Origin of the sequence: Streptomyces albidicamelliae, assembly GCF_025642175.1 — a bacterium.
Lineage (GTDB): Bacteria > Actinomycetota > Actinomycetes > Streptomycetales > Streptomycetaceae > Streptomyces > Streptomyces albidocamelliae.
On sequence record NZ_CP106795.1, the window covers coordinates 5,324,159 to 5,345,163 of the forward strand.

The following is a 21,005-nucleotide window of genomic DNA, read 5'->3' on the forward strand; positions in this document are numbered from 1 at the left end:
CTCGGGGCGGCGGAGGCGACGAGATCGTCAAGGGGTGCCCCCCTTCCCGGCGCCCCGGAGGCCTCCGCCCCCCGGGTGGATCACAGCCCCGTCACCCGGGCCACCGTGAAGGGGGTCTCCGGGGTGCCCGGGCCCATCGGGCCGCCCTTGTCGAACTGGGAGCGGACCACCAGCAGGCCGTCGCGGTGGTGGGCCAGGGTGGTCGGGATCTGCAGGGCGGGGTCGGTCAGGGTGCGCCGGAGGCGGGCCTCGGTGCCGTCCGCCGACAAGTGCCAATGGGTCAGCGTGTTGGTCGCGTTGTGCGCGGCCCACAGGGTGCGGCCCACCAGCTCCAGGCCGTCGCCGTGCACCAGGTCGCCGCCGTGCAGCGCGACCCGGCGCACCGAGCCGTCGGCCACGGCGACCCGGTACAGGCCGCCGCCGGTCATGTCGACGGTGAAGAGCAGGCGGCCGGACGGGTCGGCGACGATGCCGTTCAGGGTGTAGGCCGCGCCGGGCTGTGCGGGGACGGCCGCGCTCAGGTCGTAGCGCGCGGTCAGGGGTGCGCGGCCGCCGCGGGCGCGGCTCACCTCGGCCGGGGTGACGCGGTACACGAGCGGACGGACGCTGTCGGTGACGTACGCCGTGCCGTCGGCGGTGATCGTGAGGTCGTTCAGGAAGCGCTGTTCGCCGTCCGGGATCTCGAAGCGCGCCAGCAGGGAGCGGTCCCGCAGGTCGTAGACGTCGACGCCGGTGGTCGAGTCGATGACCCACAGGCGGCCCCTGCGGTCGGTCTTCAGGCCGTTGGCGGTGGTCCGGCCGTCGGTGCCGGCGGGGAGGTACACCTCGGCGGTGCGGCTCCCGGCGGCGGCGCGGTAGACCGCGCCGGTGGTGAACGAACCGACGTACGCGTCCCCGGTGCGTGGGTCGAGGGCGATGCCCTCGGGGTAGGCGCGCTCGCCGGGGAGGGTGAAGGCCGTGGAGACGCGCGGTCCGGCCGCCCGGGCCTGCCCGGGAGCGGCGACGGCCAGCGCAGCGGCCGTGGTGGCGGTCAGGAACGTGCGGCGGTGGATCGAAGGGGACACGGGTGGCGGTGCCTCTCGGGATCGGTTGAGCCATTCCATGGATGCGTGCACGAAGGTAAGTTAGAGCTCTAACGATCGTCAATGCATTAATGAGCCTGTCGGGTGGTGCGGGTGCCAGGGGCGGCATGGATGTACGTGCCCGCTAGCATGCGCGGGTGATGACCTCCATGCCCGCCTCCGAGCGCCTCGGCTCCCACCTCAAGCGGGCCGAGCAGGCTCTCAACGCGACCAAGACCGCGGTGCTGAAGCCGGCGGGCGTGACGGTCGCCCAGTACGCCGCCCTGCTCCACCTCTCCGACAAGCCCGGCATCTCCGCGGCCGCCCTGGCCCGGCTGTGCGGGGTCACGCCGCCCACCATGACCACGGTCCTGAGGAACCTCCAGGACCGCGGCCTGATCGCGCGCACTCCGCACGAGTGGCACAGGAACGTCCTGGAGACCCGCCTCACCGACGAGGGCCGCGCCGTACTGGCCGACGCCGACGCCCGCGCCGTACGCGTGGAGCGGGCCCTCGCCGCCGAGTTCAGCGCCGAGGAGCGGGAGGCGCTGGCCGCTCTCCTCGCCCGCTGCGTCGACGTCCTTGAGGATCAGCGTCCCTGAGAGGCCGTCACCGGCGCTCCTTCCACTCCTCCTCCGGGTCCTCGGGGAACGGCGGCGGATCCGTCACCCAGCCCGCCGCCAGCACCAGCCGGGAGTGCCGGTGCAGGGCGAGGAAGCCGAAGGGCCGGTCGAAGCGGGCGTCGACCGTCGTCGTCACGTACCGCGGGTCCGGTACGCCGCCCGCCACCGCCCCGAAGGCGGTGACCGCGGCCGCCCTGAACCCCAGCGCGCCGAACCTGGCCATAGCCGACTGCTCCGCCGCGTCGAGGGCGAGCGGGTGGCCGCCGCTGATGCCGGGGAAGTGGCCGCGGTCGGTGTCCATGGCCGTCGTGAGTCCGAACAGCCGTGGAGAGGCCCGCAGATCGTGGCTCGCGCGCAGGTCGAAGGCGGCCGTCGTGACGTCGAGCGTGGGCGGCCGGGGGCTCGTGCCGCGTTCCCGTCGTACGGTCAGGCCGGGACCCACCGCCCCGTAGGGCAGCCGCGGCCCCGGCAGGACCGTGTGCTGCCCGGCGAGGGCGCCGACGCCCGCTCCCAGCACCCGGCCCGGGTCCGTCCCCTCCTCGCCGAGCAGCAGGTGCACGTCCAGCGCGTGGCGTCCCAGCACCGTCAGCCGGGTCACCCGGCCGTGCGGGGTGTCCACGACGCCGATGCGGTCGAGCACGGCGGTCGAGCGCCGCAGGCCCAGCCGTTCGGTGGCGGCCCACGGTCCGTACGCCGTCTCCAGCGGCACCTCGTCGAACGGTGTCAGCCACTCGGTGCGCATCGTGAGCGCGTTCGCCAGCACCAGTTCGGTCGCCTCCGTCACCGGCAGGGGCAGCCGCTCGACCAGACCTCCGGTGCGCTCCACCGCCCAGGTGTCCATGGCTCTCCGGTCCGCGGGCACGTCCCCGGTGAGTACGCCGTGCATCCCGGCGGGCAGCCCCGCCGCCCATTCCGGGCGCAGTTCGAGCGTCCGCGCGGTCCACAGCCCCACCGCGCTGTCCAGGCCCGGCACGGCGGCCATGCCGGTGATCAACTCCCGCCCCACGAAGGCCGCCTGATCGGCCGGCAGGCCCAGTGCCTCGGCCAGTTCGGACCGTGCCGGTCCTGCCGCACCGTCGGCGAGGAAGGCCAGCAGGGGCCAGACGCCGGCCGCCGAGAAGACCGTGCCGTCCCGCACGGTCGCCGCCCATCGTGCGGTGAGCCCGTTCACCGCCCGGACGGCCCGGCTGCCCACTCTGCCCCGCGCACGTGTCTCCGCCGTCATTCCGCCCTCGCTCGTCTCTGTCGTCCGGGTCGTCCAGGTGTGAGTGCGCCGCGAGATGAGCACCCCTATAGAGGGAGGAAAGTGCCTGCGTGAAGACCCTGCGGCTCTTTTGTCATCACATCGAGTGATTCTCTGGCCTTCGCTTGCATGGCACAACCCACGGTTGCCACGCTGTTGCTGTCTGTACAACCTGATGGGAGCGGCCAGTGACTTTCGGTGAGCAGCCGGCGTACCTGCGCGTCGCGGGTGATCTCCGCAAGAAGATCGTCGACGGTTCACTGCCACCCCACACCCGGCTTCCCTCACAGGCCCGCATCCGCGAGGAGTACGGCGTCTCGGACACGGTCGCCCTGGAGGCCCGCAAGGTGCTGATGGCCGAGGGGCTGGTCGAGGGCCGCTCCGGTTCGGGGACGTACGTGCGGGAGCGGCCCGTGCCCCGGAGGGTGTCCCGCTCCGGGTACCGCCCGTCCGGCGGTGCCACGCCCTTCCGGCAGGAGCAGGCCGACGCCTCGGTGCGCGGCACCTGGGAATCCAGCAGCGAGCAGGCCGAGGCCGGTGCCGTCATCGCCGACCGGCTGGCGATCCAGGCCGGGGAGCGGGTCATGCGCACCCGTTACCTGTTCCGGGAGGGCGGCGAGCCGATGATGCTCTCCACCTCCTGGGAGCCGCTGGCCGTCACCGGCCGCACCCCCGTGATGCTCCCCGAGGAGGGCCCCCTCGGCGGTATGGGCGTGGCCGAGCGCATGCGGGCCATCGACGTCATCGTGGACAACGTCACCGAGGAGGTCGGCGCCCGCCCCGGCCTCGCGGAGGAACTGCACCTGCTCGGCGGCGTCCCGGGCCATGTCGTCCTGGTCATCCAGCGCACCTACTTCGCCTCCGGCCGCCCGGTGGAGACCGCCGACGTGGTGATCCCGGCCGACCGCTACCGGGTCGCGTACCACCTGCCCGTGAAGTGACGCCCCCTGGTAACCCCCGCCCGGGCGGGGCGGCGGCGAGGAGTCCGCGCGCCCGCCGAGTGAGGTAGCGCACACCCGGTGCGCACCGGGTGTGCGGTCCGCGCCGTCGCCCGGCCATGACCCCCGCCCGGCAGGCCGCTGCAATCCGGCCGTTCTCCCAGGTGATCCCCATTTCCGCCGAGCGGACGTCCCTCCCAGTGGGGGTCGTCCGGGACGGCGCGTTCGGTCCCGTGCGCCCCCACCGTTCTGGCTGGTTGCGTACCTCTTTGTGAAAAGGCGTATTCGGTGCGTGAAGGTTGGGCGTACGCTCGGGCATATGCGGATTGCGGTTTCCTTAGGCGGGGCACGGCGGGGGCCCGGAACGGGACGGGGGCCCCGGGCGAGCGCAGCCGAGCGTCGTGGAGGGTGGGGCGGTGCGAGAAGGAGTGACCCGGGCGGTGAGGGCCATGAGTGAGAACACGGTCTCTCTGCCCTGGATCGTGATACGGCAGGACGACAACGGCAATCGCTACCGCGTCGGACGGTACGCGACACGGGCCGAGGCCCAGAAGATCGCCGACAGTTTCGACGACCGGGGGCACAAGCAGCTCTACTGGGTGGAACGCATCGGCCAGAACGGGGACGGCACGCGCAACTGACCAGGCGCGCACTCCCGTAGGCTCCGCCCCATGACGCCCAGGACCGAACGCATCGTGGTGGTGGGAGCCGCCCTGCTCGACGACGGCCGGCTGCTCGCCGCGCGCCGCAGCGCGCCCGCCGAACTGGCCGGGCGCTGGGAGCTGCCCGGCGGCAAGGTCGAGGCGGCCGAACGCCCCGAGGACGCCCTGGTGCGCGAACTCCGCGAGGAACTCGGCATCGACGCCGAGCCGGTCGAGCGCGTACCGGGGGAGTGGCCGCTGCGGACGCCGTACGTCCTCCAGGTGTGGACCGCCCGCCTCCGCCCCGGCTCGCCGGCCCCCGAACCCCTCCAGGACCACGACGAGCTGCGCTGGCTGACCCCGGCCGAGGTCTGGGACGTGCCCTGGCTCGACCAGGACGTGGCGGCGGTCCGCGAGGTCGAGGCGCTGGCCTCCTTCTGACCGGATGCCCGGCACCGGCACCGGTCCGGCGCTCGGCCCGCCGCGCCGGACTAGTCGTACGCCGTTCGTGCCACAGTGCGCCCTCCGGCGCGGTACTGCCCGCGAGATATCGGGTATGTGCCCATTAACCCCACGAAACCGGACATGGGTGCGCTCGCTGGCCTGGGAAGTGATCGGCGTGATCGAGACCGATGGCGACTGCGCCGAGTGGTCCTTTCCCGCGGAACCTGGAGCGGTGCGCACCGCACGCGCCGCCGTACGCGGCCAGCTGCACGGCTGGGGCCTCGACTGTCTGGCCGACCTCGCCGCCCTGCTGGTCAGTGAGCTGGTGACCAACTCCCTGCGCCACGCCACCGGGCCCATCGGCGTACGGCTGGTGCGTCCCGGCGGACTCGACGGCGCGCTGCTCGTGGAGGTCTCCGACCCGCTCCCGGACCCCCCGCGCGAGCGTGTCGCCCGCCTTGAGGACGAGAACGGGCGCGGTCTGCAACTGGTCGCCCAATCCGCACGCCGCTGGGGCACCCGTCCCGGCGCGAACGGAAAGACCGTCTGGTTCGAACTGGCGCTGCCCGGGTGAGGGGGGAGCACAGGGGGGCTCGCGCGGGGCCGGACGTACGCCGGGGTGCCGTCGATCGCGCTCCGCTCTCCGGCCGGTCCGCGTGTGTGTGATTCGCGGGCGTGTTCCCTGGTTAGAAGAGTGGAAGTGTTGTCACGGACCGGTCCGAAAAACACCTGGACCGAGCTGTGATCGTGAACACCGTGTCGTGCGGCACCGTAGTGCTGGATACTGCGGGCAGCCGCCTCCGGTGACCGGTGCCGGACGCGGTGAGCTGGAGGGGACGGTTCGCGTGAGCGAGATACCAGCGAAGGCCACGGAGTCCGAGGACCCGTCGGACGGCGCGAGGCAGCAGGCCGCGGATGCCGCGGCACCCGGCGACGCCATGTGGCAGAGCAGTCCGCCCGGTTCGATCTACGACTACATCAAGGTCGCGTCCTTCTCCATCGGTCCCGGCGGTCTGGTCGACCAGTGGAGCCTGCGCGCCGAGCAATTGCTCGGCATCCCCGCCGAACGCGCCGTGGGCATCGACCCCATAGAGGCGTTCATCGACTCCGATCTGCGCGACCGCGGTCAGCGCAAGATGGCCGAAATCCTCGACGGGCGGGAGTGGACCGGGGTCGTACCTTTCCGGGCGCCGGGTACGGCGGACGGCGGCCGCGGCGAGGACGGCCTCGCCGAGGTCTACGTGATGCCCACCCGGACCGCCGAGGGCGACAAGGCCGCCGTCTGCATCGTCGTGGACGTGCGCACCCTGCGCAGCATCGAGACCGACCTCGCCGCCTCGCAGGCGATATTCGGTCAATCCCCCTTCGGATTCCTGCTGATCGACACCGACCTGCGGGTCCGGCGGGCGAACGAGCGGTTCGCCTCCGTCTTCGGCGGAACCCCGGACGACCACCGCGGCAAGGGAGTTCACGACTACCTCCCGCGCGGTGAGGCCGAGCGGGTCTCGGCCACCCTGCGGCGGGTGCTGGAGAGCGGCGAGTCGATCACCGACATGCACGTCACCGGATTCGTCCCGGGCTCCGAGGAACGCCGGCACTGGTCGGTCAACCTCTACCGTGTGCACAGCGGCAGCGGCCGGCCCATCGGCATCGCCTGGCTGGGCACCGACATCACCGCCCGCCGCGCCGCGGCCCGCGAGGCGGCCGCCGCCCGGCGCAACCTCGCCCTGCTCAACGAGGCCGGCGCCCGCATAGGCAACTCCCTGGACCTGGAGACCACGGCCCGCGAGCTCCTCGACGTGGTCGTCCCCGGCTTCTGCGACCTCGCCACCGTCGACCTCTACCAGGGACTGCTGGCCGGCGACGAGGCACCGCCGGGGCTCGCCGACGGCAGCGCCGAACTCCGCCGCGTCGCCTTCGCCAGCGCCGTCGCCGACGCGCCCCTCAGCGGATCCGGCGACTCCGTCGAGATCGGCGCGGTCCACCACTTCCCCTTCAACTCGCCCTGCGCCGACGCTTTGCGCACCGCCCGGCCGCATGCCGTGCCCGCCGAGGAGGGCGGCCTCGTGCAGTCCACGCTGGCCGTGCCGATGGTCGCCCACGACACGGTCGTCGGACTCGCCCGGTTCGCGCGGACCAAGGGCAGCGAGCCGTTCGGCGAGCGCGACCGGGACCTCGCGGTGGAGCTGGCCGCGCGCGCCGCGGTCTGCATCGACAACGCCCGGCTGTACCGCCGCGAGCACGAACGCGCGTTGATACTGCAACGGTCCCTGCTCCCGCCCGGCGACCCGGAGGCCTCCGGACTGGACATCGCCTGCCGCTACCTGCCCGGCAACGCGGCCACGGAGGTCGGCGGTGACTGGTTCGACGTGATCGAACTGCCCGGGCACCGCACCGCGTTGGTGGTGGGCGACGTGATGGGCCGGGGACTGCGGGCGGCCGTCGCCATGGGCGAGCTGCGCACGGCGGTCCGCACGCTGGCCCTGCTGGACCTGGAACCGGCCGAGGTGCTGTCGGCGCTGGACGAGATCGCGCGGGGGCTCGGCACCCCGGGTGGCGTCCAGCAGGCCACGCGCACGGCCCGGCAGCCCCGGGACGCCGACCTCTCCGAGGTGTACCTGGCGACCTGTGTGTACGCCGTCTACGACTCCGTGACCAGGCGATGTACGTTCGCCAACGCCGGCCATCTGCCGCCGGTCCTGGTCGAGCCCGGTGAGGCCGCGCTGATGCTCGACGTGCCGCCCGGCATGCCGCTCGGCGTGGGCGGGGAGCCGTTCGAGGAGGTGGAGGTCGAACTCCCCGAGGGGGCGCTGCTCGCCCTCTACACGGACGGGCTCGTCGAGTCCCGCGACCACCCCCTTGACGAGGGCCTGCAGGCGTTCGTGGGCGCGCTCACGGATCCCTCCCGGCCGCTGGAGGACGTCTGCGACCACGTGCTCAACACCCTCGACACCCACCACGGCGAGGACGACATCGCCCTGCTGATGGCCCGTGTGCAGGGGCTGCCGGCCGAGTCCGTCGGCGACTGGACGCTGCCGCGCGAGCCGCGCAGTGTGGGGCGGGCCCGGGAGTACGCCCGCGGGCAGCTGCTCAGCTGGGACCTGGAGCCGCTGGTCGACACCGCCGAACTGCTGGTGAGCGAGCTGGTGACGAACGCGCTGCGGTACGGCGAGGGGGAGATACGGCTCCGGCTGCTGCTGGACCGGACCCTGGTGTGCGAGGTGTGGGACTCGGGGCTCGTCCAGCCCCGGCGGCGACGGGCCCGGGACACGGACGAGGGCGGCCGGGGTCTGCAACTGGTCGGACTGCTGAGCGCGGCATGGGGATCACGGCGCACACCCCGGGGCAAGACGGTGTGGTTCGAGCTGCCGCTGCCGGGCGGCGAGAACGGCCTGACCGACCCGGCGGAGGCACTGCTCAGCCTCTTCTGACCCCACGCCCCGGCCGCCACCGGCACCCGCGCCCGGTCGGGCCCCGCCGTAGCGGTCGTTGGCCGGAGCATGGGCCTGCCGTCGGCGCCGGTGACCGGCCGCGGTCGGCTTTGCCTGGGGCGCGGTCCCGCCGGGCCGTCGCTCACAGGGCAACGGCCGGTTCGAGACACGGTGCCAGCCCGGCCGGAAGCACGCGATCGGCGCCCGCCGTCGGCGTGCGGGCCGTCACGGGGGCGGGCGGAAGTGGTGTCTGCCGCGGGTGGCCGGGCCGCCGTAGGCGGCCGGGGGCCGCCGTCGGGGTCCTCGGCCAGGAGGATCCCGCCGAGCACGGCCCCGGCCGGCCCCGCCGGGTCGCCGTCGGTGCCGACGTACGGGGTGCCGTGCGTGCGCACGTCCCGTTCGGCCAGGTCCCGCGCCTGTCGTGACACCGTGTCGGCCGCTTCGGCGTCCCCCGCGGCGAGCGACCGCGTCGCCTCGGCCAGCCGGGCCCGCGCCTCCGCGCCCACCGCGCCCCGGTGCACCGCCGTGAACTCCTCCGCCCCGGCGACGGAACTCCGGGCCACCAGCACCGCCGCGGCGTCCAGCACGCCCGCCCGCCCCGTCCCCAGCCGGGCCACGGCCCGCGTGATCCGGCGCAGCGCGTCCAGCGGGTCGTACGGCCCCGAGGTCGCCTCCGCGCGGACACCGGCCAGTACTCCGTCGGCGTGCGCCAGCCGCGCCCGCAGCTCACCGGCGGCCGGCACAGGACGCGGGCGGGGCGAACCGTCCTCCGCCTTCTCGCCCTCGGGCTCCCGCGCCCCGGCCAGCTCCGCCTCCGCGCCCGTCAGCGCGGGCGGCACCAGGGCGGCGGCCTCCTCCAGGTGTGCCGTCAGGCGGGATATCGCGGTCGTCAGGGTGCCGGCCTGGGCGATGGCGCCCTCGGCGGCCCGCAGATGGGCCGCGGCCCGTGTCCGGTCGGCGGAGTCGTCCGCCTGCCGGCAGCCGTTGAGGTGGGTCGTGGCGAACACCAGCCGGTCCTTGGCCTGTTCGACGTACCCGGTGACGGGCTCCGCGGCGGGCGGCGGAAACCGCACGTGCAGGGCGGCGACGGCGTCCTGGGCGGCCGCCGTCCGTGCGGTCAGCTCCCGGAACCGCGCCTCGGCGACCTCCAGCGCCCCGCCCACGCCCCGGTCGAGCCCCCTCAGCCGGTCCATCTCCGGCGCCTCGGCGTCCAGCCGCCGCCCCGCCTCCGCGCACCGCCCGATCACCCCGACCAGCGCCTGCCGCCGGGCGTCCGCATCCTCCGGCACCCCCTCCTCGTACCGCCGCCAGATCGCGAACGCGGCCGACAGCTCGGTCCGCGCGGCATCCAGCGCGTGCGTGAGGCGTTCGGTCTCCGCCTGCCCGAACCGCTCCCGCACGAAGGACAGTTCCTCCCCGCCGGCGCGGACGCAGTCGTCGGCCAGCACCAGCGCGGCCCGCGCCTGGCGTTCGGAGTCGGCCGGGGTGGGGGCGGCCGGGGTGACGGAGACGATGCCCGGGGTCGTCCGGGACCGGGCCCGCCGGGTGCGGCGCAGGTAGCCGTATCCGGCCAGGACGACGGCCGCGCCACCCGCCACCAGCGGCAGGACGAGGTCGGCGGGGGACGTCTCGTCCTGCGGCGCGGCGGCACCCGCGACCGGCCCGGTGGGGGCCGCGGGAACCGGTTCGCCGGCGTTGATCGTCATCAGGGGCAGCACCAGCCACCCCGCCCCGGCCACGGCACCCAGCACGGCATGCGTCACCCGCACCCGTATGTGCGCCTTGGCGCGCCGGGGCCGGCCCCGGATGAGGGAGGACGTCACATTTCGGAGCGTATGGGCAGGTAGACGGCTTCGCGAGCGGGATGGATACGGGTGGGGGACGAGGCGGACAGGGGGCGGGATGGACACCGGACGGACGAACCGGCCGGAAGCCGAACAGCCGCAGGAGGACGCGGCCCGGCCGGACGGCGCCACGACCGAACCCGCGGGCTCCGGCGCGCCGCGGAAGCGCGCCGGGCGCGGGCTCCGGCGGTTCAGCCGCTACGCCCTCCTCGTGCTCGCCCTCCTTCTCGTCCCCCTCCTCACCGCCGAGACCGCCCTGCGCGTCAACTACACAGGGGACCCGGCCGCCGGGACCCGTACGCGCCACCGGGACGCCCTCTGGCTGGGCCACGCGTGGGTGGACGGCCGCAAGACGGACCACGACGTCGAGGCGCTGGCCGGCCGGCTGCGGGGCACCGGGATCCGGGATGTGTACGTCCACTCCGGTCCGCTGGAGCACGACGGAACCCTGCCCGGCTCCGCGTACGCGCGGGCGCGTTGGCTGATCTCGGCCGTCCACCGGGAACTGCCCGGCGTGCGGGTGCAGGCCTGGCTCGGCGACAAACTGGCCACCGAGGGCCCCGCCGGGCTGCGCCTGGAGCGCGCCGCCACCCGGGCCGCGATCGTCGCCTCCACCCGCCGCGTCCTGGACGCCGGGTTCGAGGGCGCCCACTTCGACCTGGAGCCACTCCACTCCGGCGACCGGGACTACCTCGACCTCCTCGACGAGCTGCGCGCCCTCACCCACGCCCACCACGCACTGCTGTCCGTGGCCGCCCACCAGATCGACCCGCTGCCCGCCTTCCACTCCTTCTGGGGCACGACCACCGGCCACCCCAAGTGGTGGTCGCAGGCCTACTTCGGGCAGGTGGCCCGCCGGGTCGACCAGATCGCCGTCATGTCGTACGACACCATGCAGCCGCTGGAGAGCCTCTACGGCGGATACGTGGCCCAGCAGACCAGCCTCGCCCTGGAGGCCACCCCCGACTCCACGGACCTCCTCATGGGCCTGCCCTTCTACCACGAGAACCGGTTCGGCCACTGGGCCCACGCCGAGACCGTCCCCGCGGCCGTGCGGGGCGTGCGGCTGGGCCTGTCCCGGACCGACGCCGACCGCGCCCGCTTCGGCGTCGCCCTGTACGTCGACTTCGCGGCGACGGAGGCGGACTGGCGGGCCTACCGGGCAGACTGGGCCGCATGACACCCGGACGGCGGCACCGCACGACCGCCGACCTCGCACCCCTCGCACGGGCCGCCCTCGGCGCCCACCGCGGCCTGACGGCCGTCACCCGGCTGCGCGGCGGATCCAAGAAGGGCGCCTACCGCCTCCGGACGGACGACGGCACGACGGCGATCGCCTACGTCTGGGCCCCGGACGAGGACTACTGGGAGCAGCCCGACGCCGACCCCCGCGACCCCTTCTCGCACGCCTCCGGCCTCGATCTGTTCACCGCCTCGCACGACCGGCTCGCCGCCGCCGGTGTCCGTACCGCCCGCCTGCTGCACGTGGACCGCGAGGCGGGCGCGGCCGTCGTCGAGGACCTGCCCGGCGGCAGCCTGGAGGAGGCCCTGCGGCGGGACCCGGACGCGGCCCGGCCGGCCCTGGGCGAACTCGCCGAGGCCCTCGCCTCCCTTCGCGCCTGCCGCTCCGACAGGTTCGGCAAGGTCGCCGTCGCGGACGGCGGGGCCTCCTCGTACGGCGGCTCCTGCGCCCGGCTCGTCACCGGCCGCGCGCTGTCCGACATCGCCGAGACCGCCGTACGCGAACCGCGGATCGCCGCCCACCGCGCACGGCTTGAGGAGAGCGTGCGGGCGCTCGCCGCCGAGGTGCGCCCGCGTGCCGCGCACAGCCTCGTCCACGGCGAACTGGGCCCCGACCACGTCCTGCTGGACGCCGGCGGGCATCCCGCACTGATCGACATCGAGGGGCTGATGTACTTCGACGCCGAGTGGGAGCACGTCTTCCTGAGCTTCCGCTTCGGCCCGCACTACGACGGCCTGCGCGCCCCCGGTCTGGACCCGGACCGGCTGCGTCTGTACCGGCTGGCGATGCACCTGAACCTGGTCGCCGGCCCGCTGCGGCTGCTCGACGGGGACTTCCCCCACCCGGAACTCATGCGGGGCATCGCGGAACACAACCTGGCGCGGGCCCTGGCCCTGGCGGGGCCCTGACGGTCATGGCCGGGCCGGACCTGCGGATGCCGGCCCGGCGCCCCGGCCGCGAGGCTACGAGGACCGCCGTCCGATCTTCGAGCCGAGCCACACCAGCGGGTCGTACTTGCGGTCGACGGCCCGCTCCTTCAGGGGGATCAGCGCGTTGTCCGTGATCTTGATGCCTTCGGGGCAGACCTCCGTGCAGCACTTGGTGATGTTGCAGTAGCCGAGTCCGTGCTCGTCCTGGGCCGTCCGCTTGCGGTCCAGGCCGGCCTCCGCGGCCGAGTCCAGCGGGTGCATGTCGAGTTCCGCGACCCGCATCAGGAAGCGCGGACCGGCGAAGGCGGTCTTGTTCTCCTCGTGGTCACGCACCACGTGGCAGGTGTCCTGGCACAGGAAGCACTCGATGCACTTGCGGAACTCCTGCGAGCGGTCCACGTCCTCCTGCATCATGCGGTACTCGCCGGGACCCAGGCCGGCGGGCGGTACGAACGCCGGGACCTCCCTGGCCTTCTGGTAGTTGAAGCCGACGTCCGTCACCAGGTCCCGGATCACCGGGAAGGCGCGCAGCGGGGTGAGGGTGATCGTCTCGGCGCGGTCGAACACCGACATACGGGTCATGCACATCAGCCGGGGCCGGCCGTTGATCTCCGCCGAGCACGAACCGCACTTGCCCGCCTTGCAGTTCCAGCGGACCGCGAGATCGGGCGCCTGGGTGGCCTGGAGGCGGTGGACGATGTCGAGGACCACCTCACCGTCGTTGACCTCGACGGTGAAGTCCGTCAGGCCGCCGCCCTGCTCATCGCCCCGCCACACCTTGAAACGGGCCTCGTAGCTGCTCACTCGTACAGCTCCTCTTCGGCGAGGTACTTGACCAGCTCCTCCTTCTCGAAGAGGGCGAGCAGGTCGGGGCGGACGGGTTCGGTGGTCTCGCGGCTCAGGCGGATCTGGCCCCGGGCGGGGTCGGCCGCCGCGAGGCCGCCGGTGGGGTCGGCGAGGGCGCAGAGCAGGTTCACGTTGCGCCACGCACGGTCCATCGCCGGGTGGTCCTCGCGGGTGTGGCCGCCGCGCGACTCGGTGCGCTCCAGCGCGGCACGCGCCACGCACTCGCTGACGAGCAGCATGTTCCGCAGGTCCAGGGCCAGGTGCCAGCCGGGATTGAACTGGCGGTGCCCCTCCACCCCGGCCCGGCGCGCCCGTACCCGCAGCTCGGCGAGCCGGTGCAGGGCCTGCTCCATCTCGCTCTCGCGGCGGATGATGCCGACCAGGTCGTTCATGGTCTGCTGGAGTTCCTGGTGGAGGGTGTACGGGTTCTCCGGGGGTCCCGCCTCGCCCTCGGTCTCCGCGGAGAAGGGCCGAAGGGCCTCCGCGGCGGCCGTGTTGACCTGGGCGTCGTCCACCGCGGGGCGGCCCCCGGCGAGTCCCAGGGCATGGTCGGCGGCGTGCCGGCCCGCCCGGCGGCCGAAGACCAGCAGGTCGGAGAGCGAGTTCCCGCCGAGCCGGTTGGAGCCGTGCATGCCGCCGGCCACCTCACCGGCGGCGAACAGTCCCGGCACCCCGCGCGCGGCCGCCGTGTCCGAGTCGACGGCGATGCCGCCCATCACGTAGTGGCAGGTCGGCCCGACCTCCATCGCCTCCGCCGTGATGTCGACGTCCGCCAGCTCCTTGAACTGGTGGTACATGGACGGCAGCCGGCGCCGGATGACCTCGGCGGGCATCCGGGTGGAGACGTCGAGGAAGACACCGCCGTGCGGTGAGCCCCGGCCCGCCTTCACCTCGGCGTTGATCGCGCGGGCCACCTCGTCCCGGGGGAGCAGTTCGGGCGGCCGGCGGTTGTGGTCCGGGTCCTCGTACCACCGGTCGCCCTCCTCCTCCGACTCGGCGTACTTCTCCTTGAAGACGTCCGGGACGTAGTCGAACATGAACCGTTTGCCCTCGGAGTTCCGCAGCACCCCGCCGTCGCCGCGCACCGACTCGGTGACGAGGATGCCCTTCACCGACGGCGGCCAGACCATGCCCGTCGGGTGGAACTGCACGAACTCCATGTTCAGCAGTGGCGCGCCCGCGAGCAGGGCGAGGGCGTGCCCGTCCCCGGTGTACTCCCACGAGTTCGACGTGACCTTGAAGGACTTGCCGATGCCGCCGGTCGCGACGACCACGGCGGGGGCCTCCAGGACGAAGAAGCGGCCGGTCTCGCGGTCGTAGGCGAAGACCCCGCAGACCCGCTCCCCGTCCTTGAGGATCCGGGTGACCGTGCACTCCTGGAAGACCTTCAGCCGGGACTCGTGGTCGCCCGTCTCCCGGTGGTCCTCCTGCTGGAGGGCGACGATCTTCTGCTGGAGGGTGCGGATCAGCTCCAGGCCGGTGCGGTCGCCGACGTGCGCGAGGCGGGGGTACTCGTGGCCGCCGAAGTTGCGCTGGGAGATCCGGCCGTCCTTCGTACGGTCGAACAGCGCGCCCCAGGTCTCCAGCTCCCACACCCGGTCCGGGGCCTCCTGCGCGTGCAGCTCGGCCATCCGCCACTGGTTGAGGAACTTGCCCCCGCGCATGGTGTCGCGGAAGTGCACCTGCCAGTTGTCGTGCTCGTTGGCGTTGGCCATGGCCGCCGCGATGCCGCCCTCGGCCATCACCGTGTGCGCCTTGCCGAACAGGGACTTGCAGATCACCGCCGTACGGGCGCCCCGCTCGCGCGCCTCGATCGCGGCCCGCAGCCCGGCGCCCCCGGCACCGACCACGACGACGTCCCACTCCTGCCGGTCCACCACGGACATCAGTCAGTCCCTCACTGGAATCTCTAGAAGAAGCGCGGATCGTCGAAGACCCCGGACGCGACCAGGTAGACGTAGAAGTCCGCGAGCGCCACGCTCAGCAGCGAGGCCCACGCCAGCTGCATGTGCCGGGCGTTGAGCCTGCCCACGAACTGCCACGCCCGGTAGCGCACGGGGTGCCGGGAGAAGTGCTTGAGCTTGCCGCCGACGATGTGCCGGCAGGAGTGGCAGGAGATGGTGTACGCCCAGATCAGCGCGATGTTGGCCAGGAACACGAGGGTGCCGAGACCCATGTGGCCCCAGCGGTACTGCTCGTCCCGGAAGGCCAGCACCGTGTCGTAGGTCAGCACGCAGGCGACCAGCAGGGCGGCGTAGAAGAAGTACCGGTGGACGTTCTGCAGGATCAGCGGGAAGCGGGTCTCACCGGTGTACTTCCGGTGCGGCTCGGCCACCGCGCAGGCGGGCGGGGACGCCCAGAAGCTGCGGTAGTACGCCTTGCGGTAGTAGTAGCAGGTCAGGCGGAAGCCGAGCGGGAAGATCAGGATGATGATCGCGGGCGAGATGCCCCACCAGCTTCCGAAGAGGTCGGCGTTCGGCCCCGCGCGCATCGTCCGGCAGTTCTCCGCCAGGCACGGCGAGTAGAACGGCGAGACGTACGGGGCCGCGTAGTAGTCGGCGTTCGCGAAGGCCCGCCAGGTCGAGTAGACGACGAAGGCGAACAGACCGGCCGCGGTGACGGCGGGCGCCAGCCACCAGCGGTCGGTCCGCAGATGCCGCGCGGCGATCGCGGCGCGCCTACCGGCGTGTACGCCGCCGCTGTTCTGCTGGGGTTCCGTACCAGTAGCCAAGGGGGACTCCGGTCGGTTCGGGGGTGTCAGGGGGCGCGGCGGTCGCGGGCGCCGAGGCCCTCGTCGTCCGAGTCCGTCCACAGGCTGATGTCGTAGGGCGTGTCGGAGATGGTGACGAGGTCGGGGCGGCGGGCCGCGTCGGGGGAGGCGGCGGCCTCCCGCAGCAGCGCCACGCTCTCCCGCAGATGGTCGGCGTCCAGCCGGACGCGGCGCATCTCCAGGCCGCCGCTGCCGAGATGGTTCTCCAGCCGTCCCAGCGACCGGTACAGATCGTCGAGAGAACGCTGGACCGAGGTGATGTCGTCGTGCACGGACATGACTTGCCCTCACTTCCGGGGGTCCGGTGGACCCTGGGCGGCAACGTTCATGCGCCTTGGAGTGTTGCGCGCCGCACACGCCGGTGTGAAGGCATGTGCAGCGATTGGCGGAGGCGCATGGATGCATCTGGCGTTGTGTTGCGCCGCACGGGTGGGGTTACCGCCCGTCGTCGCCGTGTCGCCCACGGTGGCCGGATCCTTTCCTCTTCAGTGGCCGCATAGATCTGATCAGCTCCATATACCGCCAATAGTGATCAGCTCCATATACCGACAAAAGTGAGCATAAAGCCCGCGGCTTCACGGAGGTAGCAGAGATGTCCCACGACGGCGTCGGTCCGCGCGCGGTCAAGCGCTCGGTCGTCTTCCTCACCGCGGGCGCCCTCGCGGTGCCGCTCCTCGCCGGCTGCGGCTCCGACGACGAGGCCACCTCCCCCGCCGCGCCGCAGGACATCGCGCTCGTCGCCCGGGACAAGGTCGCCGACGGCGGCACCCTGAAGTGGGCCGTCGACGCCGTACCGGAGACCCTCAACGCCTTCCAGGCCGACGCCGACGCGGGCACCGCGCGCGTCGCCCAGGCCGTGCTCCCCTCGATGTTCCGGCTGGACGCGAACGGCCGACCGGTGGCGAATCCCGCCTACCTGGAGTCGGCCAAGGTGATCGAGACCGAGCCGCGCCAGGTCGTGCAGTACAAACTGAACCAGCAGGCCGTCTGGAGCGACGGCCGGGAGATCGGCGCCGCCGACTTCCTCGCCCAGTGGCGCGCCCTGTCCGGGAAGAACAGCGCCTACTGGACCGCCCGCAACGCCGGCTACGACCGCATCGAGAAGATCGAGCGCGGCGCCAACGACCTCCAGGTCCAGGTCACCTTCTCCAAGCCCTACGCCGACTGGAAGTCGCTGTTCTCCCCGCTGTACCCGAAGGACGTCATGGGCACCCCCGACGCCTTCAACGACGGCGCCCGCCGCAAGCTCCAGGTCACCGCCGGCCCCTTCAAGGTGGCGAAGGTCGACACCGCCAAGAAGGACGTGGTCCTCACCCGCAACGCCCGCTGGTGGGGCAGGCCCGCCAAGCTGAACGAGATCGTGCTGCACGCCGTGCCCCGCGACCAGCGGGCCGTGGCCCTCGCCGACGGCAGCGTGGACCTCGCCGACGTCGACTCCGTCGAGGCCCAGCGGATCGGGCTCGCCGGCCGCGAGAAGGGCACCGGGACCCCGCTCCAGGGCAGCGGCAAGACCTCCGTGAAGAAGCTGCGCTCCTGGGCGCTCGCCCACGGCTTCGACTCCGACGAGGTGAAGGCGGGCAGGAAGAAGCTGCGCAAGTCCATCGCCGAGTACCTGGAGGAGCAGCAGGCCCTCGCCGGGTTCGAGGTCCGCAAGTCCCTGGAGCCGGCCTACACCCAGCTCGCCCTGAACGGCTCCACCGGCCCGCTCCTCGACGACCGGGTCCGCCGGGCCGTCGCCCGCGCCCTGAACCGCGACGAGCTCGCCAAGCTGGTCCTCACGCCCCTCGGGCTGCCCGCCGTCCCGGTCGGCAGCCACCTCGCCCTCTCCGGGCAGCCCGCCTACGCCGACAACAGCGACGCGATCGGCGGTCAGGACGCCAAGGAGGCGCAGGCGCTGCTCGCCGACGCCGGCTGGGTGCCCGGCGGCCCGGTCACGGAGCCGAAGAAGGCCGAGAAGGCCGCCGGCCCCGAGAAGAAGAAGCAGAAGGGCGAGGAGTCCGACGGCGGCGAGGACGGCGAGTACATCGTCGGCGAGGACGACAAGGGCCACGACGACGGCCCCGACGGCAAGGGCAAGCACCACGAGTCCGCCGAGGGCACGCACGAGCACGGCGAGGAGAGCGGCCGCCGCCTCGCCCAGGAGGGCAAGCACGGCGGCGCGCCCGGCGCCTACGCCCCCAAGGGCACGGCCGCCCCGGCCGCCGCGCCGGCCGCGCCGCTCGCCAAGGACGGCAAGCCGCTGCTGCTCCGCTTCGTCCTGCCCTCCGGCCCCGGCTCGGAGAGCCTGAACACGGTCGCCGGACGGATCTCCGCCATGCTGGAGCGGCTCGGCATCCGCACGGAGATCAGCAGGGTCCCGGACGAGAGCTACTTCAAGGACCACATCGCCGCCGGCGACTTCGACCTGGCCCTGTACTCGTGGCCGGCCTCCGCCTTCCCCGCGACCGACGCCCGCCCCATCTACGCCAAGCCGGTGGCGGCGGCCGACGGGTCGGTGAACGTCGAGCAGAACTACACGAGGGTCGGCACCGACCAGGTGAACCAGCTCTTCGACGAGGCGGTGGCGACCCTCGACGAGGACGAGGAGCGGTCGCTGATCCGCAAGGCCGACTCGCGCATCTGGGCGACGGCGGGCTCCATCCCGCTCTACCAGCGGCCGCAGCTCGTGGGCGCACGGAAGACGCTGGTCAACGCCGGGGCCTTCGGCTTCCAGACACCCGTCTACGAGGACATGGGCTACCTGAAGAAGGGCGCCAAGGTCTCCCCGGCGCCGTCCGCGAGCTGAGACCCGTGAGGCCCTGAGGAAGCCGACCCCCTCAGGGCCACGTAACATGGGGTGAGGCCGTGGCATGTCAAGCCCGGCAGGGCCCGCGTCACACGGACGTACGCAGAGGGCCTTCCTCACACCCCGGGAGTACGTCGCAATATGGCCACGCGCCACGACATCCGCAATGTCGCCATCGTCGCCCACGTCGACCACGGCAAGACGACCATCGTCGACGGCATGCTGAAGCAGGCCGGCGCCTTCGCCGCCCACCAGCTCGAAGGCGTCGACGACCGCATGATGGACTCGAACGACCTGGAGCGTGAGAAGGGCATCACGATCCTCGCCAAGAACACGGCGGTGAAGTATCACCCCAAGGACGGCGGGGACCCGATCACGATCAACATCATCGACACCCCCGGCCACGCCGACTTCGGCGGCGAGGTCGAGCGCGGTCTGTCGATGGTCGACGGTGTCGTGCTGCTGGTGGACGCCTCCGAGGGCCCGCTGCCGCAGACCCGCTTCGTGCTCCGCAAGGCCCTCCAGCAGCGCCTGCCCGTCATCCTGTGCATCAACAAGACGGACCGCCCGGACTCCCGGATCGACGAGGTCGTCAACGAGACCTACGACCTGTTCCTGGACCTGGACGCGGACGAGGACCAGATCGAGTTCCCGATCGTCTACGCCTGCGGCCGTGACGGCGTCGCCTCGCTGACCAAGCCGGAGGACGGCACGGTCCCGGCCGACAGCGACAGCCTGGAGCCGTTCTTCTCCACGATCCTGGAGCACATCCCGGCCCCGACGTACGAGGACGACGCGCCGCTGCAGGCCCACGTCACCAACCTCGACGCCGACAACTTCCTCGGCCGTATCGCGCTGCTCCGCGTCGAGCAGGGCGAGCTGCGCAAGGGCCAGACGGTCGCCTGGATCAAGCGTGACGGCTCCATCAGCAACGTCCGCATCACCGAGCTGATGATGACCGAGGCGCTCACCCGCAAGCCCGCCGAGAAGGCCGGGCCGGGTGACATCTGCGCCGTCGCCGGTATTCCGGAGATCATGATCGGCGAGACCCTCGCCGACACCGAGAACCCGATCCCGCTCCCGCTGATCACGGTGGACGAGCCGGCCATCTCCATGGTCATCGGCACCAACACCTCCCCGCTGGTCGGCCGCGGCGGCACCGGCAAGGGCGCCGACGCGAAGGCGGCGGTCAAGGACCGCAAGGTCACCGCCCGCCAGGTCAAGGACCGCCTGGACCGCGAGCTGATCGGTAACGTCTCGCTGCGCGTCCTGGACACCGATCGTCCGGACGCCTGGGAGGTGCAGGGCCGTGGTGAGCTGGCGCTCGCCATCCTGGTCGAGCAGATGCGCCGCGAGGGCTTCGAGCTGACCATCGGCAAGCCCCAGGTCGTCACCAAGGAGGTCGACGGCAAGACCTACGAGCCGGTCGAGCGCATGACGATCGACGTGCCCGAGGAGCACATGGGTGCCGTCACCCAGCTCATGGGCGTCCGCAAGGGCCGGATGGACAACATGTCCAACCACGGCTCCGGCTGGGTGCGCATGGAGTTCGTGGTCCCCTCGCGCGGTCTGATCGGCTTCCGGACCGAGTTCCTGACCCAGACCCGGGGCACCGGCATCGGCCACTCCATCCACGAGGGCTTCGAGCCGTGGTTCGGCACCCTGCAGACCCGTAACAACGGTTCCCTCGTCGCCGACCGCTCCGGCGCCGTCACCGCCTTCGCGATGACGAACCTTCAGGAGCGCGGCGTGCTCTTCACGGAGCCGGGCACCGAGGTGTACGAGGGCATGATCGTCGGCGAGAACTCGCGCTCCGACGACATGGACGTGAACATCACCAAGGAGAAGAAGCTCACGAACATGCGGTCCTCGTCGGCCGACTCGTTCGAGGCCATCGTCCCGCCGCGCAAGCTCTCCCTGGAGCAGTCGCTGGAGTTCTGCCGCGACGACGAGTGCGTCGAGGTGACCCCGGAGGCCGTTCGCATCCGCAAGGTGAACCTGGACGCCCGCGAGCGCGCCCGTGCCGCGAGCCGCGCCAAGCACGGCTGACCCCACGGCAATTGAGCCCGGGTCCCCCCAAGGATGGGGGGACCCGGGCTTTTTGCAACCCGTTTTCCGGCGACCGGTGATCCACAAGGCGGGATCCGGTGTCCGCATTGCGGAGATCCTCGACCGATAGCCATGTAACACGTCCGTTTCGCGGCCTT

Annotated in this window: 16 protein-coding genes; 10 read left to right on the forward strand and 6 right to left on the reverse strand. The window is 72.6% G+C overall.

Annotated features, from left to right (window positions below; genetic code table 11):
- Positions 1–80: 80 nt before the first annotated feature.
- Positions 81–1,064 (reverse strand): SMP-30/gluconolactonase/LRE family protein, encoded by a 984-nt coding sequence (locus N8I86_RS24470; RefSeq protein WP_263278724.1) that lies wholly within the window; start codon positions 1,062–1,064, stop codon positions 81–83.
- A gap of 158 nt (positions 1,065–1,222) precedes the next feature.
- Here N8I86_RS24470 and N8I86_RS24475 point away from each other — a divergent pair, with 158 nt between their 5' ends.
- Entirely contained in the window at positions 1,223–1,663 is a 441-nt protein-coding gene (locus N8I86_RS24475) for a MarR family winged helix-turn-helix transcriptional regulator (protein WP_241840785.1), read from the forward strand.
- Positions 1,664–1,670: 7 nt separating this feature from the next.
- On the opposite strand, the gene N8I86_RS24480 is transcribed toward N8I86_RS24475, so the two are convergent.
- Entirely contained in the window at positions 1,671–2,909 is a 1,239-nt protein-coding gene (locus N8I86_RS24480; protein WP_263278725.1) for a serpin family protein, read from the reverse strand.
- 206 nt (positions 2,910–3,115) lie between these two features.
- Here N8I86_RS24480 and N8I86_RS24485 point away from each other — a divergent pair, with 206 nt between their 5' ends.
- The 7 genes from N8I86_RS24485 to N8I86_RS24520 all read left to right on the forward strand — a co-directional run bounded on the left by N8I86_RS24485 (position 3,116) and on the right by N8I86_RS24520 (position 12,376).
- The gene (locus tag N8I86_RS24485; RefSeq protein ID WP_073889182.1) at positions 3,116–3,868 is read left to right on the forward strand and encodes a GntR family transcriptional regulator; all 753 of its coding nucleotides are present in this window, start codon (positions 3,116–3,118) and stop codon (positions 3,866–3,868) included.
- A 446-nt stretch (positions 3,869–4,314) separates the two neighbouring features.
- Positions 4,315–4,506, forward strand: coding sequence for an SPOR domain-containing protein (locus N8I86_RS24490; RefSeq protein WP_073889184.1), 192 nt, complete (start codon positions 4,315–4,317; stop codon positions 4,504–4,506).
- A gap of 30 nt (positions 4,507–4,536) precedes the next feature.
- A complete protein-coding gene (locus tag N8I86_RS24495) occupies positions 4,537–4,947 on the forward strand; it encodes a (deoxy)nucleoside triphosphate pyrophosphohydrolase (protein WP_073889187.1) in 411 nt (136 codons plus the stop codon).
- 148 nt (positions 4,948–5,095) lie between these two features.
- Positions 5,096–5,524: an ATP-binding protein gene (locus N8I86_RS24500; RefSeq protein ID WP_073889188.1), complete on the forward strand. Its 429-nt coding sequence runs from the start codon at positions 5,096–5,098 to the stop codon at positions 5,522–5,524.
- A gap of 271 nt (positions 5,525–5,795) precedes the next feature.
- Positions 5,796–8,381 carry a SpoIIE family protein phosphatase gene (locus N8I86_RS24505; RefSeq protein WP_073889194.1) on the forward strand — a complete coding sequence of 862 codons (2,586 nt, stop codon included), beginning with the start codon at positions 5,796–5,798 and terminating at the stop codon, positions 8,379–8,381.
- A 1,902-nt stretch (positions 8,382–10,283) separates the two neighbouring features.
- Positions 10,284–11,405, forward strand: a complete 1,122-nt coding sequence (locus N8I86_RS24515; RefSeq protein ID WP_263278726.1) for a glycoside hydrolase family 18 protein — start codon at positions 10,284–10,286, stop codon at positions 11,403–11,405.
- Entirely contained in the window at positions 11,402–12,376 is a 975-nt protein-coding gene (locus N8I86_RS24520; protein ID WP_073889197.1) for a phosphotransferase, read from the forward strand. The genes N8I86_RS24515 and N8I86_RS24520 overlap by 4 nt, the downstream gene beginning before the upstream one ends.
- Positions 12,377–12,430: 54 nt before the next feature.
- On the opposite strand, the gene N8I86_RS24525 is transcribed toward N8I86_RS24520, so the two are convergent.
- The 4 genes from N8I86_RS24525 to N8I86_RS24540 are packed head-to-tail and all read right to left on the reverse strand — an operon-like array spanning position 12,431 to position 16,291.
- The gene (locus N8I86_RS24525) at positions 12,431–13,201 is read right to left on the reverse strand and encodes a succinate dehydrogenase/fumarate reductase iron-sulfur subunit (protein WP_073889198.1); all 771 of its coding nucleotides are present in this window, start codon (positions 13,199–13,201) and stop codon (positions 12,431–12,433) included.
- Complete coding sequence (locus tag N8I86_RS24530; RefSeq protein ID WP_263278727.1) at positions 13,198–15,129, reverse strand: fumarate reductase/succinate dehydrogenase flavoprotein subunit; 1,932 nt, start codon at positions 15,127–15,129, stop codon at positions 13,198–13,200. Before N8I86_RS24530 ends, N8I86_RS24525 begins: the two co-directional genes overlap by 4 nt.
- A 23-nt stretch (positions 15,130–15,152) precedes the next feature.
- Positions 15,153–15,974 (reverse strand): hypothetical protein, encoded by an 822-nt coding sequence (locus tag N8I86_RS24535; RefSeq protein ID WP_263278728.1) that lies wholly within the window; start codon positions 15,972–15,974, stop codon positions 15,153–15,155.
- A gap of 26 nt (positions 15,975–16,000) precedes the next feature.
- Positions 16,001–16,291, reverse strand: coding sequence for a hypothetical protein (locus N8I86_RS24540; RefSeq protein ID WP_073889206.1), 291 nt, complete (start codon positions 16,289–16,291; stop codon positions 16,001–16,003).
- A 314-nt stretch (positions 16,292–16,605) separates the two neighbouring features.
- Here N8I86_RS24540 and N8I86_RS24545 point away from each other — a divergent pair, with 314 nt between their 5' ends.
- Both N8I86_RS24545 and typA read left to right on the forward strand, forming a co-directional pair.
- Positions 16,606–18,798: an ABC transporter family substrate-binding protein gene (locus tag N8I86_RS24545; protein ID WP_263278729.1), complete on the forward strand. Its 2,193-nt coding sequence runs from the start codon at positions 16,606–16,608 to the stop codon at positions 18,796–18,798.
- A gap of 141 nt (positions 18,799–18,939) precedes the next feature.
- Entirely contained in the window at positions 18,940–20,847 is a 1,908-nt protein-coding gene (gene typA, locus N8I86_RS24550; RefSeq protein WP_263278730.1) for a translational GTPase TypA, read from the forward strand.
- Positions 20,848–21,005 lie beyond the last annotated feature (158 nt).

What these genes read in the sequence shown, in the direction of transcription:
- N8I86_RS24475 (WP_241840785.1), top strand. Translation starts at nt 1,223, where the DNA reads ATGACCTCCATGCCCGCCTCCGAGCGCCTCGGCTCCCACCTCAAGCGG.
- N8I86_RS24480 (WP_263278725.1), bottom strand. Translation starts at nt 2,909, where the DNA reads ATGACGGCGGAGACACGTGCGCGGGGCAGAGTGGGCAGCCGGGCCGTC.
- N8I86_RS24490 (WP_073889184.1), top strand. Translation starts at nt 4,315, where the DNA reads ATGAGTGAGAACACGGTCTCTCTGCCCTGGATCGTGATACGGCAGGAC.
- N8I86_RS24495 (WP_073889187.1), top strand. Translation starts at nt 4,537, where the DNA reads ATGACGCCCAGGACCGAACGCATCGTGGTGGTGGGAGCCGCCCTGCTC.
- N8I86_RS24515 (WP_263278726.1), top strand. Translation starts at nt 10,284, where the DNA reads ATGGACACCGGACGGACGAACCGGCCGGAAGCCGAACAGCCGCAGGAG.
- N8I86_RS24520 (WP_073889197.1), top strand. Translation starts at nt 11,402, where the DNA reads ATGACACCCGGACGGCGGCACCGCACGACCGCCGACCTCGCACCCCTC.
- N8I86_RS24530 (WP_263278727.1), bottom strand. Translation starts at nt 15,129, where the DNA reads ATGTCCGTGGTGGACCGGCAGGAGTGGGACGTCGTCGTGGTCGGTGCC.
- N8I86_RS24540 (WP_073889206.1), bottom strand. Translation starts at nt 16,291, where the DNA reads ATGTCCGTGCACGACGACATCACCTCGGTCCAGCGTTCTCTCGACGAT.
- N8I86_RS24545 (WP_263278729.1), top strand. Translation starts at nt 16,606, where the DNA reads ATGTCCCACGACGGCGTCGGTCCGCGCGCGGTCAAGCGCTCGGTCGTC.
- typA (WP_263278730.1), top strand. Translation starts at nt 18,940, where the DNA reads ATGGCCACGCGCCACGACATCCGCAATGTCGCCATCGTCGCCCACGTC.